The 12697-nt window shown below is 37.7% G+C and carries 17 protein-coding genes; all 17 read left to right on the top strand.

What is annotated here, in order from left to right; all coding sequences use genetic code 11:
* Nucleotides 1-80: 80 nt before the first annotated feature.
* The 17 genes from spoIIIAA (at nt 81) to KI343_RS08670 (ending at nt 12679) form a co-directional block, all read left to right on the top strand.
* Nucleotides 81-1034 (top strand): stage III sporulation protein AA, encoded by a 954-nt coding sequence (gene spoIIIAA / locus KI343_RS08590; RefSeq protein ID WP_212926000.1) that lies wholly within the window; start codon nt 81-83, stop codon nt 1032-1034.
* Nucleotides 997-1515: a stage III sporulation protein SpoIIIAB gene (gene spoIIIAB, locus KI343_RS08595; RefSeq protein WP_244856861.1), complete on the top strand. Its 519-nt coding sequence runs from the start codon at nt 997-999 to the stop codon at nt 1513-1515. Before spoIIIAA ends, spoIIIAB begins: the two co-directional genes overlap by 38 nt.
* Before the next feature lie 45 nt (nt 1516-1560).
* A complete protein-coding gene (spoIIIAC, locus tag KI343_RS08600) occupies nt 1561-1761 on the top strand; it encodes a stage III sporulation protein AC (protein WP_042534715.1) in 201 nt (66 codons plus the stop codon).
* Nucleotides 1762-1772: 11 nt separating this feature from the next.
* Nucleotides 1773-2165: a stage III sporulation protein AD gene (spoIIIAD, locus tag KI343_RS08605; protein WP_212926002.1), complete on the top strand. Its 393-nt coding sequence runs from the start codon at nt 1773-1775 to the stop codon at nt 2163-2165.
* Between the two features lie 76 nt (nt 2166-2241).
* Nucleotides 2242-3420 (top strand): stage III sporulation protein AE, encoded by a 1179-nt coding sequence (gene spoIIIAE, locus KI343_RS08610; protein ID WP_244856863.1) that lies wholly within the window; start codon nt 2242-2244, stop codon nt 3418-3420.
* A 19-nt stretch (nt 3421-3439) separates the two neighbouring features.
* On the top strand, nt 3440-4054 hold the full coding sequence (gene spoIIIAF / locus KI343_RS08615; RefSeq protein WP_280530121.1) for a stage III sporulation protein AF: 615 nt from the start codon (nt 3440-3442) through the stop codon (nt 4052-4054).
* Nucleotides 4051-4689, top strand: coding sequence for a stage III sporulation protein AG (gene spoIIIAG, locus KI343_RS08620; RefSeq protein ID WP_244856866.1), 639 nt, complete (start codon nt 4051-4053; stop codon nt 4687-4689). Before spoIIIAF ends, spoIIIAG begins: the two co-directional genes overlap by 4 nt.
* 13 nt (nt 4690-4702) lie before the next feature.
* Nucleotides 4703-5257: a SpoIIIAH-like family protein gene (locus KI343_RS08625; RefSeq protein ID WP_212926003.1), complete on the top strand. Its 555-nt coding sequence runs from the start codon at nt 4703-4705 to the stop codon at nt 5255-5257.
* Between the two features lie 256 nt (nt 5258-5513).
* Entirely contained in the window at nt 5514-6005 is a 492-nt protein-coding gene (accB, locus tag KI343_RS08630) for an acetyl-CoA carboxylase biotin carboxyl carrier protein (protein WP_212926004.1), read from the top strand.
* Between the two features lie 13 nt (nt 6006-6018).
* Nucleotides 6019-7386 (top strand): acetyl-CoA carboxylase biotin carboxylase subunit, encoded by a 1368-nt coding sequence (gene accC / locus KI343_RS08635; protein WP_212926005.1) that lies wholly within the window; start codon nt 6019-6021, stop codon nt 7384-7386.
* A 17-nt stretch (nt 7387-7403) separates the two neighbouring features.
* On the top strand, nt 7404-7787 hold the full coding sequence (locus tag KI343_RS08640) for an Asp23/Gls24 family envelope stress response protein (protein ID WP_212926006.1): 384 nt from the start codon (nt 7404-7406) through the stop codon (nt 7785-7787).
* Between the two features lie 339 nt (nt 7788-8126).
* Entirely contained in the window at nt 8127-8507 is a 381-nt protein-coding gene (nusB, locus tag KI343_RS08645) for a transcription antitermination factor NusB (RefSeq protein ID WP_212926007.1), read from the top strand.
* Between the two features lie 12 nt (nt 8508-8519).
* Nucleotides 8520-9374: a bifunctional methylenetetrahydrofolate dehydrogenase/methenyltetrahydrofolate cyclohydrolase FolD gene (gene folD, locus KI343_RS08650; RefSeq protein ID WP_212926008.1), complete on the top strand. Its 855-nt coding sequence runs from the start codon at nt 8520-8522 to the stop codon at nt 9372-9374.
* Nucleotides 9371-10741 carry an exodeoxyribonuclease VII large subunit gene (gene xseA / locus KI343_RS08655; protein WP_212926009.1) on the top strand — a complete coding sequence of 457 codons (1371 nt, stop codon included), beginning with the start codon at nt 9371-9373 and terminating at the stop codon, nt 10739-10741. Before folD ends, xseA begins: the two co-directional genes overlap by 4 nt.
* Nucleotides 10719-10961 carry an exodeoxyribonuclease VII small subunit gene (locus KI343_RS08660; RefSeq protein ID WP_212926081.1) on the top strand — a complete coding sequence of 81 codons (243 nt, stop codon included), beginning with the start codon at nt 10719-10721 and terminating at the stop codon, nt 10959-10961. The genes xseA and KI343_RS08660 overlap by 23 nt, the downstream gene beginning before the upstream one ends.
* A 3-nt stretch (nt 10962-10964) precedes the next feature.
* A complete protein-coding gene (locus KI343_RS08665; RefSeq protein WP_212926010.1) occupies nt 10965-11849 on the top strand; it encodes a polyprenyl synthetase family protein in 885 nt (294 codons plus the stop codon).
* A 20-nt stretch (nt 11850-11869) separates the two neighbouring features.
* On the top strand, nt 11870-12679 hold the full coding sequence (locus tag KI343_RS08670; protein ID WP_212926011.1) for a TlyA family RNA methyltransferase: 810 nt from the start codon (nt 11870-11872) through the stop codon (nt 12677-12679).
* Nucleotides 12680-12697 lie beyond the last annotated feature (18 nt).

A 12697-nucleotide genomic window follows, 5' to 3' on the forward strand; every position in this document is an offset into this window, starting at 1 on the left:
GAGCATAATTTCATTTTAAAATCATATATCTCTAAGTAAAACAAGCTAACAATGTTTTTTCAAAAAAGCGGGGTTTTATAATGAATGAGATTTTGCGTCTTTTTCCACCATATTTTCAAGACCGGATAGAAGATTTAGTCAGTCGTCGCTGGTCTCAGCTCCAAGAAATCAGGGTGCGTATGCATCAAAAAATAGAATTTATTTTTGATTCCTCTATTTGCTGGCTGGACAAGCCGTTGCCGACAAAAAAAGAAGCGATATATATTCTTAATCAACTGAGTGAATATTCCCTTTATCGAATGGAAGAAGAATTGCGCAATGGATATATAACGATTGAGGGGGGGCATCGTGTTGGTATCGCAGGCGGAATTATAATGAGTGATCGAAGGGTCAAAGCAATTCAGCCAGTTTCTTTTTTTAATATTCGTATTGCCAAGCAAAAAAAAGGATGTGCAGATGGTTTAATGCCTTATATCTATGATGGTTCTTATCATCATACAATGATCCTCGGAGCACCACAATCTGGAAAAACAACGGTAATCCGGGACATCTGCAGGCAGATAGCTATCCAATCTGATTCAAATCGCTCTAAAAAAGTAACGATTGTAGATGAGCGTTCAGAAATAGCAGCTTCCATCCGTGGCGTTCCACAGCATGATGTAGGAGAACGAACGGATGTTTTAGATGCTTGTCCAAAGGCAGAGGGGATGATGATGGCAATTCGCACCTTATCCCCTGATATTCTCGTGGTAGATGAAATTGGGGCAGCGAACGATGTCGAAGCAATTATTGAAGCATCTCAAGCAGGAGTAAAAGTTATTTGTACGATACACGCCAGTGATATGGCCGATTTATATCGTCGCCCAACTTTACAAAAGTTATTAGATGAATCTATTTTTGAACGATTCTTATTACTGGGTCAAGGAAAAAAGATTGGTAAGCTTATGCATGCTTTTGATAGTGACGGTAAGCAGATCAATCTCAAGCGAAGAGGTGGTGGCATTGAAATGGATTGGCGTACTGCTTTTAATTAGTATGTCTACGGCTCTTGGATGGGAATGGGGCAGAGCATTAAAGCAGCGTCCAAAGCATATTCAATTATTTTTACAATCGCTTCAGATTTTAGAGGCGGAAATGGTATATAGCCAAGTACCATTACAGGAGGCATTTCAAATTATCGGGAAGAAAATACCTAATCCTATCGCCATATTTTATCAAGAAGTCGCTGAAGAGTTAAAAAATCAAGAAAAGGACTTTGATGAAATATGGTCAGGAGGTGTTCGAAAATTAATCGAACAATCGTCGCTCCAAAAAAGTGAGCTGGAGATACTCATTCAATTTGGCAGGACACTTGGTCAGCATGACATTGAACAGCAGCAAAAGCATTTAAAATTAACAAACCTCTATTTAGAGGAGCAGTGGAAAAAAGCTGCGGAACGTTTTAATACTTACGGAAAGTTATCGAATGTACTTGGTCTTCTTTGTGGAATTTTTCTGGCTCTCTTGTTCATCTAGTATCTAGCATAAAAAAGGTTTGGTGGTAAGGGAAGGAGTAGGGACATGTTTGTGGATGCATTAATACTTTTTCAAATTGCTGGCATAGGAATTATAGTCGCGCTAATCCATACGATTTTAAAACAAATGGGGAAGGAAGAAATTGCTCAGTTTGCGACATTAATTGGTTTTATATTGGTTCTGCTTATTGTGGTAAACGGGCTCTCAGATTTATTTCAGCAGATTAGGTCTGTATTTCTATTTTAAGGAGATTGTATATGGATATTCTCCAAATCACGGTTTTAGGCGTATTAGCAAGTATATTATATATCCTTCTTAAAGAAGTACATGCTTCTATTGCTTTTTTAATTATCCTAATTACCGGTATTGTCATCTTTTTTTCAATTATACAGCAAATCCAATTAATATTTGAAACAATCCAAAGGTTAGGAGATCAGGCAAATGTTCAGGGGCTTTATTTAACAACCATTTTAAAAATTATTGGGATTTCCTATATTGCTGAAATTGGAGCCCATTTAACAAAAGATGCAGGTCTTCATTCGGTATCAAAATACATTGAACTTGCGGGGAAAATATTTATTTTATTGCTTGCTGTTCCAATTATTACTGCAGTGATTGAAGCGATTATCGGGTTTATTCCAAATATCTAACTGATCAAGAAAAGAAGCCAGGAAGGGAGTATTTAGATTGTGTATAAGACCTGCCAAATTACTCCGGATGACATGCATGTTTTTGATGGTTCTAATATTTATTCAAGAAAGCTCTGCAGTTGTTTCGGCAGAGGGAAATCAGGATAATCCAATTACCGTAGAAGAGGAAGAAAAGCTTCAGAATACGTTATTAGACGAAATTTCTTTAGATGAAGTTCAAATATATTGGGATCAATTAATAGCAGAATATGGCGATAGTCTGCCTGATTTACAAAAAATCAGCATATACGAATGGATAAAGAATGGAAACAGTTTTTCTGTGAAAGATATCCTGCTACATTTTCTGCATTACCTCCTGCATGAACTAATTATTAATGGAAAACTGCTGGGTATTCTTTTGATGCTGACATTATTTGCTGTCGTTCTTCAATCTATTCAATCCGCATTTGAGCAAACAACCGTCAGCAAGGTTGCCTATTTTGTTGTTTTTTTAGTCTTATTATTTATTGTTTTGAATAGTTTTTATCTAGCTACCTCTTACACAAAAGAAGCTATCGATACGATGCAAGGATTTATGATTGCGCTTCTTCCTATGGTACTAGGCATGATGGCAAGCTTTGGAAGTGTAATTTCCGTCTCTTTTTTTCACCCGGTTATTATTTTCTTTATTCATTTCAGCGGGGTATTTATATCAACCTTTGTCTTACCTTTATTGTTTCTCTCAGCCATGTTAGTCATTATTAGTAGTTTAAATAGTCATTTTAAGGTTACTCATTTAGCTAATCTATTTAGAAACGTTGCAGTTGGTGGGCTTGGTGTTTTCTTAACAATCTTCTTAGGAGTCATTTCCGTCCAAGGTACGGCAACAGCTATTCAAGATGGTGTAGCCATGAAGACAGCAAAATTTGTGACAGGAAATTTCATTCCGGTTTTAGGACGAACTTTTACAGATGCAGCCGATACGATACTTAGCGCATCACTGATTTTAAAAAATGCTGTTGGAATGATCGGGTTGGTTATTATTTTATTTATTGTCGCCTTTCCTGCATTAAAAGTAGGGGCAATGGCGATTATTTATAAACTGGCAGCTGCTATTTTACAACCGTTGGGGGGTGGCCCGATTGTTCAGTGCTTGAATACAGTCAGCACCTATATTTTGTTTATCCTAGCTTGTCTATTGGCTGTATCACTTATGTTCTTGCTAGGCATTGTCATTATTGTAGCTGCAAGTAATTTAACCGTGTTATTACGTTAGGGGGTCGACGAGAATCGAAATATTTACAGATTGGGTTACACAAATCATTTTGTTTATTATTTTGGCCTCTGTCATTGATTTACTTGTCCCTGCAAATCATTTGCAAAAATATGTACGACTTGCCATTAGTTTAATATTAATTTTGATTCTGCTTCAGCCCGTTTTTTATTTATTTAATACGGATATAAATGCAGCTATATCACGTTCTATGAACAAGATCGAGAATCAATTAAATGATCAACCTTCGATAGAAAATCAAATAGATTTAGAAAAAAAAGAAATAGAAAGTGGACAAGGTGCATATATTTTAGAACAAATGGCTATTGAATTGGAAAAAATAGCGGAAGATTCTTTAAAAGAGGAATTTGCCGTCGAGATTGCATCTATTGATTTCCAATTTTCTGGAACAGACTCCTTGTCCTATGAGGAGTTAACAGAGGTCATTGTCTATATAACAGAATCAGAACCAGGGGAAGGAGCGATGAATACGGTTGAAGATGTCGTTATTGAATGGGACCAAGAGGAGGAAGCGCATTCAGAAGAATCGTTTCAAGAGATTGAGGCGGTGCTAAAAGAAGTATGGGAGATTGAGGATAAAGAAATAACGGTCTATTGGGAAGGAGAGGGATTTTGAAAAATAAACTAACTTCTTTTTTAAAACAGACCAATAGTAATGAACAAGCTTCTGGGCAAGAGAAAAAGCAGCCATCGAAAAAAATAGGGTTTATCATCATATTAGGTTTAATAGGGATTCTGTTTATGGTTATAAGTAACTTCATGAAGCCGCAACAGGACACGCAGCCTGTACCTTATGAGGATACGCAGATAGAAATTTCAGAAGAGGCAGCGTCCCAATCAATGAATGGTGAAGTAAAAGAGCTGGAAAATGAATTAGGTGATCAGTTAGCCGCTATGTTGAATAAAATGGACGGTGTTTCAGAAACAGAAGTAATGATTAATTTAGAGGCAACCAGTGAACAAGTATATGAAAAAAATAGAACAACAGGTCAGCAGACAACGGATGAAACCGATCGAAATGGAGGTACAAGAGTGGTTCAAGATCAGACCGATGATCATCAGGTTGTGCTCTACCGACAAGGAGATCAGGAGACCCCTTTACTTGTACAAACAAAGCAGCCAGAGGTGCGGGGCGTATTTATTGTAGCACAGGGTATTGAAAGCCAATCAACCAAAAGCCAAGTCATTGAAGCTGTATCCCGAGTGCTAGATGTTCCTTCACATAAAATATCAGTAATGCCTAAAAATTAGGGAGGTAGAATGTATGTTAAAAAAACAAACAGTATGGTTACTAACAATGTTGAGCTTGATGGTTGTTTTAAGTGTTTACTACATCTTTTCAGCAAATGGAAATGATTTAGCTTTTGTAGATAATGGACAAGATGCTGCTACAGAAGATGCGGTACCGGCAACGCAGTCGGAAGAAGGAGTCGAAGTAGAGAATAAAGGAAATGTGGATAGCGATGAATTGTTTACGACCATCCGTATGGAGATTCAAGACGAGCGCAGCCGCAAAAAAAGCCAGTTAACAGAGGTAGTGGCTTCTGCGAATGCATCACCTACTGAAAAGGATGAAGCATTGAAAGAAATTGATAGTTTAGAGGAATTATCGAGTAAAGAAAACATTCTTCAGGACCAACTTATAGCTGCTACAGAATATGAAGATGTTTTGGTTCGCTCTGATGGAGATAAAGTCCATGTCCATGTAAAAACAGAAGAATTATCTAAAACAGACGCAGCAAATATCATGCAAATGGTACGAGATGAATTTGGTAAGGATATTAGAACAGAAGTCAATTTTCAGCCAACCAGTAAATAGGAATTAAGCTAGCATCCCTTGTGTTGCTAGCTTTTTCATTTCGATAGAAAACGATTAACGGATCGTCTGCTAGAAAAATTCGAGCTACTGCGGTGCTTTTAATACAACTAAAGTACATATAACTGTTATAATAACAAGATAGTGTTTACGGTAGACTTGAAGTTTCTATTCATTTTATCGTAATATATTAGAAGGCAATGCAACAGTCCACTATAAAAAAGTGAAAAAAGATTTAATTGAAGTGAGGAGTGCTAATATGTTAAATGTAGATGAAATTAGAGAAATTATTCAAATGGTCGATAAATCATCATTAACGGAGTTTTCTTATGAGGCCAATGGTGCCGTCATAGCAATGAAAAAAAATACAGGGTCTGTCACGACTGTTCCATCTCAACCTCAGGTTGTAACTGATACAGTAGTTGCACCAGTCCAAGAAGCAAAGTCAGAAGAAGTAACTCAACAAGCAGAACAAAAAGTGGAAGAACATGCAGCACCTTCAGCAAACTATGATTATGAAATTGTTTCTCCAATGGTAGGAACATTTTATGCTTCTTCTTCACCAGACAGTGAACCTTTTGTAAAACAAGGAAGCACTGTTAACGCAGATACTGTTGTTTGTATAGTAGAAGCAATGAAACTATTCAATGAAATTGAAGCAGAAATTAATGGGGAAATCGTTGACGTTTTAGTTGAAAATGGAGAGCTCGTAGAATACGGTCAACCATTATTTAGAGTAAAGAAGAAGTAAGGGGATGGAATAATTGATTAAAAAGCTATTAGTTGCCAATCGTGGAGAAATAGCTGTCCGAATTATCCGCGCCTGTAAAGAGATGGGGATAGAGACGGTTGCCATTTATTCTGAAGCGGATCAAGAATCATTACATGTTGAGCTGGCAGATGAAGCGTATTGCGTGGGTCCAAAATTAAGTAAAGATAGCTATTTAAACATAACTAATATTATGAGTGTTGCATTATCTACAGATGTGGATGCGATACACCCAGGATATGGGTTCTTAGCAGAAAATGCTGACTTCGCGGAAATTTGCAGAGCATGTAATGTTACTTTCGTAGGTCCGACACCTGAAGCAATTCAGAAAATGGGAATAAAAGATGTTGCCAAAGAAACAATGAAATCTGCGGATGTTCCTGTTGTTCCTGGATCCGAGGGGATTGTTGACGGCACAGAACACGCGAAAGAAATTGCTAAGGAAATCGGCTACCCAGTAATTATTAAAGCGACTGCCGGGGGCGGCGGTAAAGGAATCCGCGTGGCTCGTTCGGAAGAAGAATTAATAAAAGGGATGGAGTTAACACAAAAAGAAGCAGAAACGGCTTTTGGTAACCCTGGTGTTTATATTGAAAAATATATCGAAGACTTTAGGCATGTGGAAATTCAAGTCTTAGCAGATACACATGGAAATGTAGTTCACCTTGGAGAAAGAGATTGCTCTATCCAACGGCGTCTTCAAAAATTAGTAGAGGAATCTCCGTCACCTGCTCTTAATGCAACCCTGCGTCAGCGTATGGGTGAAGCTTCCGTGAAAGCAGCTCAGGCTGTTAATTACGTTGGGGCTGGAACCATTGAATATATTTTTGATAGACAATCCAACGAATTTTACTTTATGGAAATGAATACACGTATCCAGGTAGAGCACCCTGTAACAGAAATGGTTACTGGAGTGGATTTGATCAAGGAACAAATTCGTGTGGCAGAAGGTCAAGAACTTTCATTTAGTCAAGAGGATATTACATTTGAAGGACATGCTATTGAATGCCGAATTAATGCGGAAAATCCGTACAAAAACTTTATGCCTTCTGCTGGTGAAATTAAGATGTACCTTCCACCAGGCGGCTTGGGTGTTCGGGTTGACTCTAGTGCCTATAGTGGATATAGAATTCCACCATATTATGATTCCATGATTGCTAAGCTTATCGTTTACGCTTCGACTAGAGAAGAAGCGGTAGAACGTATGAAGCGTGCACTGGAAGAGTTTGTTGTTGAAGGAGTTCACACTACAATTCCATTTCAATATCAAATTATGAGCCACCCCGTATTTAAAGAGGGAGACTTTAACACAAATTTCTTAACAGAATATCCAATTATCCAGGAAAGGGAAGATAAGGATTAGAATAAGGAGTGGAGGCAATGAGTGACCAACTATTATTAGACATGTCTGAGGATGACAGCTTAGGTAGTGTTCAGATTGTACCAGAAGTCATTGAAGTTATTGCAGGAATAGCAGCAACAGAAGTAAATGGTGTGAAATCTATGCATGGAAACTTTGCGACAGGCGTTGCTGAAAAGTTTGGCAAAAAATCGCATAGCAAAGGTGTACGTGTTGAGCTGACAGACGAGGGTGCAATTATTGATATTTATGTAATCCTTCAGTTTGGAACATCGATACCTGAAGTCGCAACAAAATTACAAACAGCGATTAAACAAAATGTTAATACAATGACGTCTATCCAGGTTGGAGAAGTTAATGTGCATGTAGTGGGTGTTCAAATGGACAATCAAGAAATTGTATAAATGTTTTAATCAGTTGTTAATTATCCGAAAGACTCTTGCCTAAACGTGTTTAAATGAAGAAACGAAGAAAATGTATGAATATACATTTTTGTATTTGCCTAGACATTAAAAGATATTTCCAGACGGCTAACTATTTATAGGATTAGCAAGCCGACAGCCGCTCTGCGCTTTTGTTCTAGGTACAAAGGGGAACACAGGTATACCGCCTGTGTTTTCTTTTGGCTATAGGAGTTCTGCTTTATTTTTTGAAAGAAGCGGGCATACTGTATCCTAGCCAAAAATCAGTGAAACGTGTTATGATTTTAACAGTAAATGAAAGAATTTAGAAGGAGTTACGTGATGAATCGACATAGAGCTAGAGAAAAAGCATTTCAGACGCTTTTTCAGTTAGATATGAATGAAGACGAAGTAAATTTAGCGATGGAATCATTGAAAGAAGATGAAAGAAAAGATTTATTCCTTACCATGCTAATTGAAGGAGTAATCAACTATAAGGAAACGATTGATTCAAGAATAGCTGAGAACCTGGAAAATTGGTCAATGGAACGTATTGCAGCAGTTGAACGAACTATTTTAAGACTTGCAGTTTATGAATTATTATACGTGGACGACATTCCCCAAAATGTGTCGATTAACGAAGCAATAGAACTCGCTCACACATTTGGTGATGAACAATCTGGAAAATTTATTAACGGGGTACTATCAAAAGTTATTTCTTAAGGGGGAGCTAATATGACTGCAGAATTATTAAACGGAAGAGACCTATCTGATCAATTAAAAGCAGAGATGAAACAAGAAGTGGATGTTTTAAAGCAAGAGAATATCCACCCACATCTAACCGTTATTTTAGTAGGGGATGATCCTGCATCCAAATCTTATGTGAAAGGGAAAGAAAAGGCCTGTGCAGTAACTGGCATTTCATCTGATTTAATTGAATTACCTGGATCCGTTTCAGAACAAGAGCTTTTAAACGTCATTGACGAACAAAATAATGCTGAACATGTCCATGGAATACTCGTCCAATTGCCATTGCCAGATCATATAGATGAACAAAAGGTTATCCATGCTATTTCTCCTTTGAAAGATGTTGACGGCTTTCACCCAATTAATATTGGGAAATTAGTTAATGGTGAGGATACTTTTTTACCATGCACCCCTTTTGGTATTCAAACAATGCTTGAATCTAAAAATATTGAAATAGAAGGTAAGCATGCAGTGATTATTGGACGCAGCAATATTGTTGGAAAGCCAATGGGATTACTATTATTACAGAAAAATGCTACAGTTACATATTGCCACTCCCGTACCGAAAATCTCCGTGAAATTGCATTAGAAGCAGATATTTTAGTGGTTGCTATGGGAAGAAAACATGCCATCGATGGAAGTTATGTAAAAGAGGGAGCAGTCGTTATTGATGTTGGAATCAATCGTCAAGAAAACGGTAAGTTGACAGGTGATGTAGAATTTGAAAGTGCTAAGGAAAAAGCTTCTTATATCACACCTGTTCCTCGCGGTGTTGGTCCGATGACGATCACCATGCTCTTAAAAAATACGATCAAGGCAGCAAAAGGGCTGGCTAAAAAGTGAAAGATAACTACTTAACGGTATCCGCACTGACCAAATATATTAAACGTAAGTTAGATACAGACCCTCATTTACGTCATATTTGGTTACGTGGGGAAATATCTAATTTTAAGCATCATAGCCGCGGACACATGTATATGACGATTAAAGACGACAATGCCCGTATACAGGCAGTTATGTTTACTTCTAATAATAGACAGCTTTTATTCCGGCCAGAAAATGGTATGAATGTGCTAATTCGTGGAGAGGTTAGTGTATTTGAGGCTTATGGGCAATACCAGCTTTATATTCATGAAATGGAACCAGATGGAATTGGGGCTTTATATCAAGCTTTTGAGCAATTAAAAGAAAAATTGCAAATAGAAGGCTTATTTCTTAATGACCATAAAAAAGAAATACCTGCTTATCCAAAGCATGTTGGAGTTATTACGTCACCGACAGGAGCAGCGATTCGTGATATTGTGACAACGATTGAAAGGCGGTCACCTTCTGTAAAAATCACCGTATTACCAGTTTTAGTACAAGGGCAACAGGCTGCTCATTCCATTGTCCATGCCATTCAATATGCGAATGCATTTCCAGATGAGTATGACGTTTTAATTGTTGGCCGTGGTGGCGGATCTATTGAAGAATTATGGAGTTTTAATGAGGAAATCGTGGCAAGAGCTATATATGAGTCGCGTATTCCGATTATCTCTGCTGTCGGACATGAGACGGATACAACGATTGCTGATTTTGTGTCTGATCTACGTGCGCCTACGCCAACAGGAGCAGCAGAATTAGCAGTACCTTCTCAGGTTGAGCTGCTTGATAAAGTCGCATACTTAAAGCAACGTTTATCACAAAGCCTGCGTACAGAAATCCAAATGCAAACAAAACGGTTGGATGCTTTACGTCAAACCTATGCATTTAAATATCCTAAACAGCTAATAGCTCAAAAAGAACAAGAGCTTGATAAAATGTTGGATACATTAAATCGTTCGTTAAAAAATCAAATAGAGCAGAAACAGGTTCGATATACACATATTTTAAAAAGGCTGACAACACAACATCCGGAACAAGAAATAGAGACCGCAAATAAGAAAAAGAACCAATTAACATCTCAGCTAAACAAGGCAATGAAACAGCTCTTTACAAAAGCAGATAGAGATTTGCAAACAGCAATTAACAAACTCACACTTGTTAATCCGCTTGCGATCATGGCTCGTGGATATGGTATTAGTTACAATCAAAAAGGAAATGTGATTAAGTCAATTAAAGAAGTTAAGCAAGGGGAGCAAATGGATATACGGCTAAAAGACGGATATGTATCTGCAGAAGTACAAAAGATAAGGGAGGTAGACGATGATGGCGGAAGAGAAGAGCTATGAAGAATTAACTTTCGAACAAGCGATGGAAAAATTAGAAAAAATCGTAACCATGCTGGAAGAAGGGGATGTACCTCTTGAAAAAGCAATTGAATATTATCATGACGGCATGAAGCTTTCTAAATTATGCAATGAGAAGCTGACTAATGTACAGGATAAGATGGTTCATATACTCAATGAACAAGGCGAATTAGAGCCGTTTGAAGTAGAGGAGGATAAGTGAGATATGCATAAACGATTGCAAGCTTATTTGGAATATTATCGGCAAGAGCTCCAAAAGGCATATGCAGCCTACTTTGATAAGCTTCAAATACCGAGTAATTTGAAGGAATCGATGCTGTATTCTTTAGATGCCGGAGGAAAAAGGTTACGTCCTATTCTATTATTTGCTAGCTATGAAGTATATGGTCAAGACGTGCAAAAAACCATGTCATCAGCTGTAGCACTTGAGATGATACATACCTATTCCCTCATTCATGATGACTTACCAGCAATGGATGACGATAATTACCGACGCGGTATGTTAACAAATCATAAGCAATTTGATGAAGCAACAGCAATTCTTGCCGGAGATGCATTGTTAACTTATAGTTTTGAATTAATTTTAAATGATCCATTGCTTTCATCGGAAGAGAAAGTTATTTTAACTAAAGAACTGGCTGCATGCAGTGGACCTAAAGGAATGGTTGGCGGACAAATTCTTGATATGGAAGCTGAGAAGCAATCTGTTTCATTAGAGGCAATGGAAGAAATTCATGCTTTAAAAACAGGGGAATTGATTCGCTTTGCTATTTTCGCAGGAGCTTTTTTAGCAAATGCATCAGACGATCAGTTACATTATTTAGAGAAATATGCCTATTATTTAGGGCTTATTTTTCAAGTGCAGGATGATATCCTTGATGTGTCTGGAGAGGAAGAAAAGCTGGGTAAGCCAGTGGGCAGTGATGAACAAAATGAAAAAAGCACTTATCCTAAATTACTCGGTCTAGACGGTGCTATAAAGCAGAAAGAAATATATGTACAAAAGGCTTACGAAAATTTGAAATTAGCTGATGCGGAAGATTCACTTTTGAAAGCATTGACGGATTACTTTAGTGAAAGAGACCACTAAATTAGTAAAGGAAAAGGTTTATGAAAAAAAAGAAAAGAATTGATGAACTATTGGTGGAGCGAGAACTAGCTGAGGATGTTGAAAAAGCAAAAAGATCTGTTATGGCTGGAATGGTCTATTCTGGGGAGGAACGCATCGATAAGCCTGGAAGCCTTTTACCAGTTGAGACTCCATTGCGTATAAAAGACAAGCGATTAAAATATGTTGGCCGTGGCGGTTACAAACTTGAAAAAGCACTGCAATGTTTTTTAGTAAACGTTTCAGGCAAAGTTTTTATGGATGTTGGATCCTCGACTGGCGGCTTTACAGATTGTGCTTTGAAAAATGGAGCAAAAAAATGCTATGCCATCGATGTCGGCTATAACCAATTGGACTGGAAGCTTCGAAATGATCCCCGTGTTATCCCGATGGAGCGGACAAATTTCAGACATGTAACACCTGACATTTTACATGACGGTTTGCCTGAAGTGGTTTCCATCGATGTATCTTTTATTTCTTTAAAGCATATTTTCCCTGTCTTAGCGACCTTATTGCCTAAAAAGAATGATATTATCGCTTTGATAAAGCCCCAATTTGAAGCTTTTCGAGATCAAGTAGGTGAAAAAGGCATCGTAAGAGATCCCGCGATCCATTTAGAAGTCTTGGAGAAAGTTGTAAAGTATGCTGCTGATGCATCTTTCACTTTAGTTGATTTAACTTATTCCCCTATTAAAGGGACAGAAGGGAATATAGAATTTTTAGCACACTTTAGATGGAAGAACGAGGGAACGCCGAAAGAAGTAATTTTACAGGAAGTGGTTAGGGATGCACAGCAGGCATTAATCCAATAATCTTTATAAGGAGGGTTT

It is taken from the genome of Oceanobacillus sp. J11TS1, from assembly GCF_018333215.1.
Taxonomy (GTDB): Bacteria; Bacillota; Bacilli; order Bacillales; family Amphibacillaceae; genus Oceanobacillus.

What these genes read in the sequence shown, in the direction of transcription:
- spoIIIAA (WP_212926000.1), top strand. Translation starts at nt 81, where the DNA reads ATGAATGAGATTTTGCGTCTTTTTCCACCATATTTTCAAGACCGGATA.
- spoIIIAC (WP_042534715.1), top strand. Translation starts at nt 1,561, where the DNA reads ATGTTTGTGGATGCATTAATACTTTTTCAAATTGCTGGCATAGGAATT.
- spoIIIAD (WP_212926002.1), top strand. Translation starts at nt 1,773, where the DNA reads ATGGATATTCTCCAAATCACGGTTTTAGGCGTATTAGCAAGTATATTA.
- spoIIIAE (WP_244856863.1), top strand. Translation starts at nt 2,242, where the DNA reads ATGTTTTTGATGGTTCTAATATTTATTCAAGAAAGCTCTGCAGTTGTT.
- KI343_RS08625 (WP_212926003.1), top strand. Translation starts at nt 4,703, where the DNA reads ATGTTAAAAAAACAAACAGTATGGTTACTAACAATGTTGAGCTTGATG.
- accB (WP_212926004.1), top strand. Translation starts at nt 5,514, where the DNA reads ATGTTAAATGTAGATGAAATTAGAGAAATTATTCAAATGGTCGATAAA.
- KI343_RS08640 (WP_212926006.1), top strand. Translation starts at nt 7,404, where the DNA reads ATGAGTGACCAACTATTATTAGACATGTCTGAGGATGACAGCTTAGGT.
- nusB (WP_212926007.1), top strand. Translation starts at nt 8,127, where the DNA reads ATGAATCGACATAGAGCTAGAGAAAAAGCATTTCAGACGCTTTTTCAG.
- folD (WP_212926008.1), top strand. Translation starts at nt 8,520, where the DNA reads ATGACTGCAGAATTATTAAACGGAAGAGACCTATCTGATCAATTAAAA.
- KI343_RS08660 (WP_212926081.1), top strand. Translation starts at nt 10,719, where the DNA reads ATGGCGGAAGAGAAGAGCTATGAAGAATTAACTTTCGAACAAGCGATG.
- KI343_RS08665 (WP_212926010.1), top strand. Translation starts at nt 10,965, where the DNA reads ATGCATAAACGATTGCAAGCTTATTTGGAATATTATCGGCAAGAGCTC.
- KI343_RS08670 (WP_212926011.1), top strand. Translation starts at nt 11,870, where the DNA reads ATGAAAAAAAAGAAAAGAATTGATGAACTATTGGTGGAGCGAGAACTA.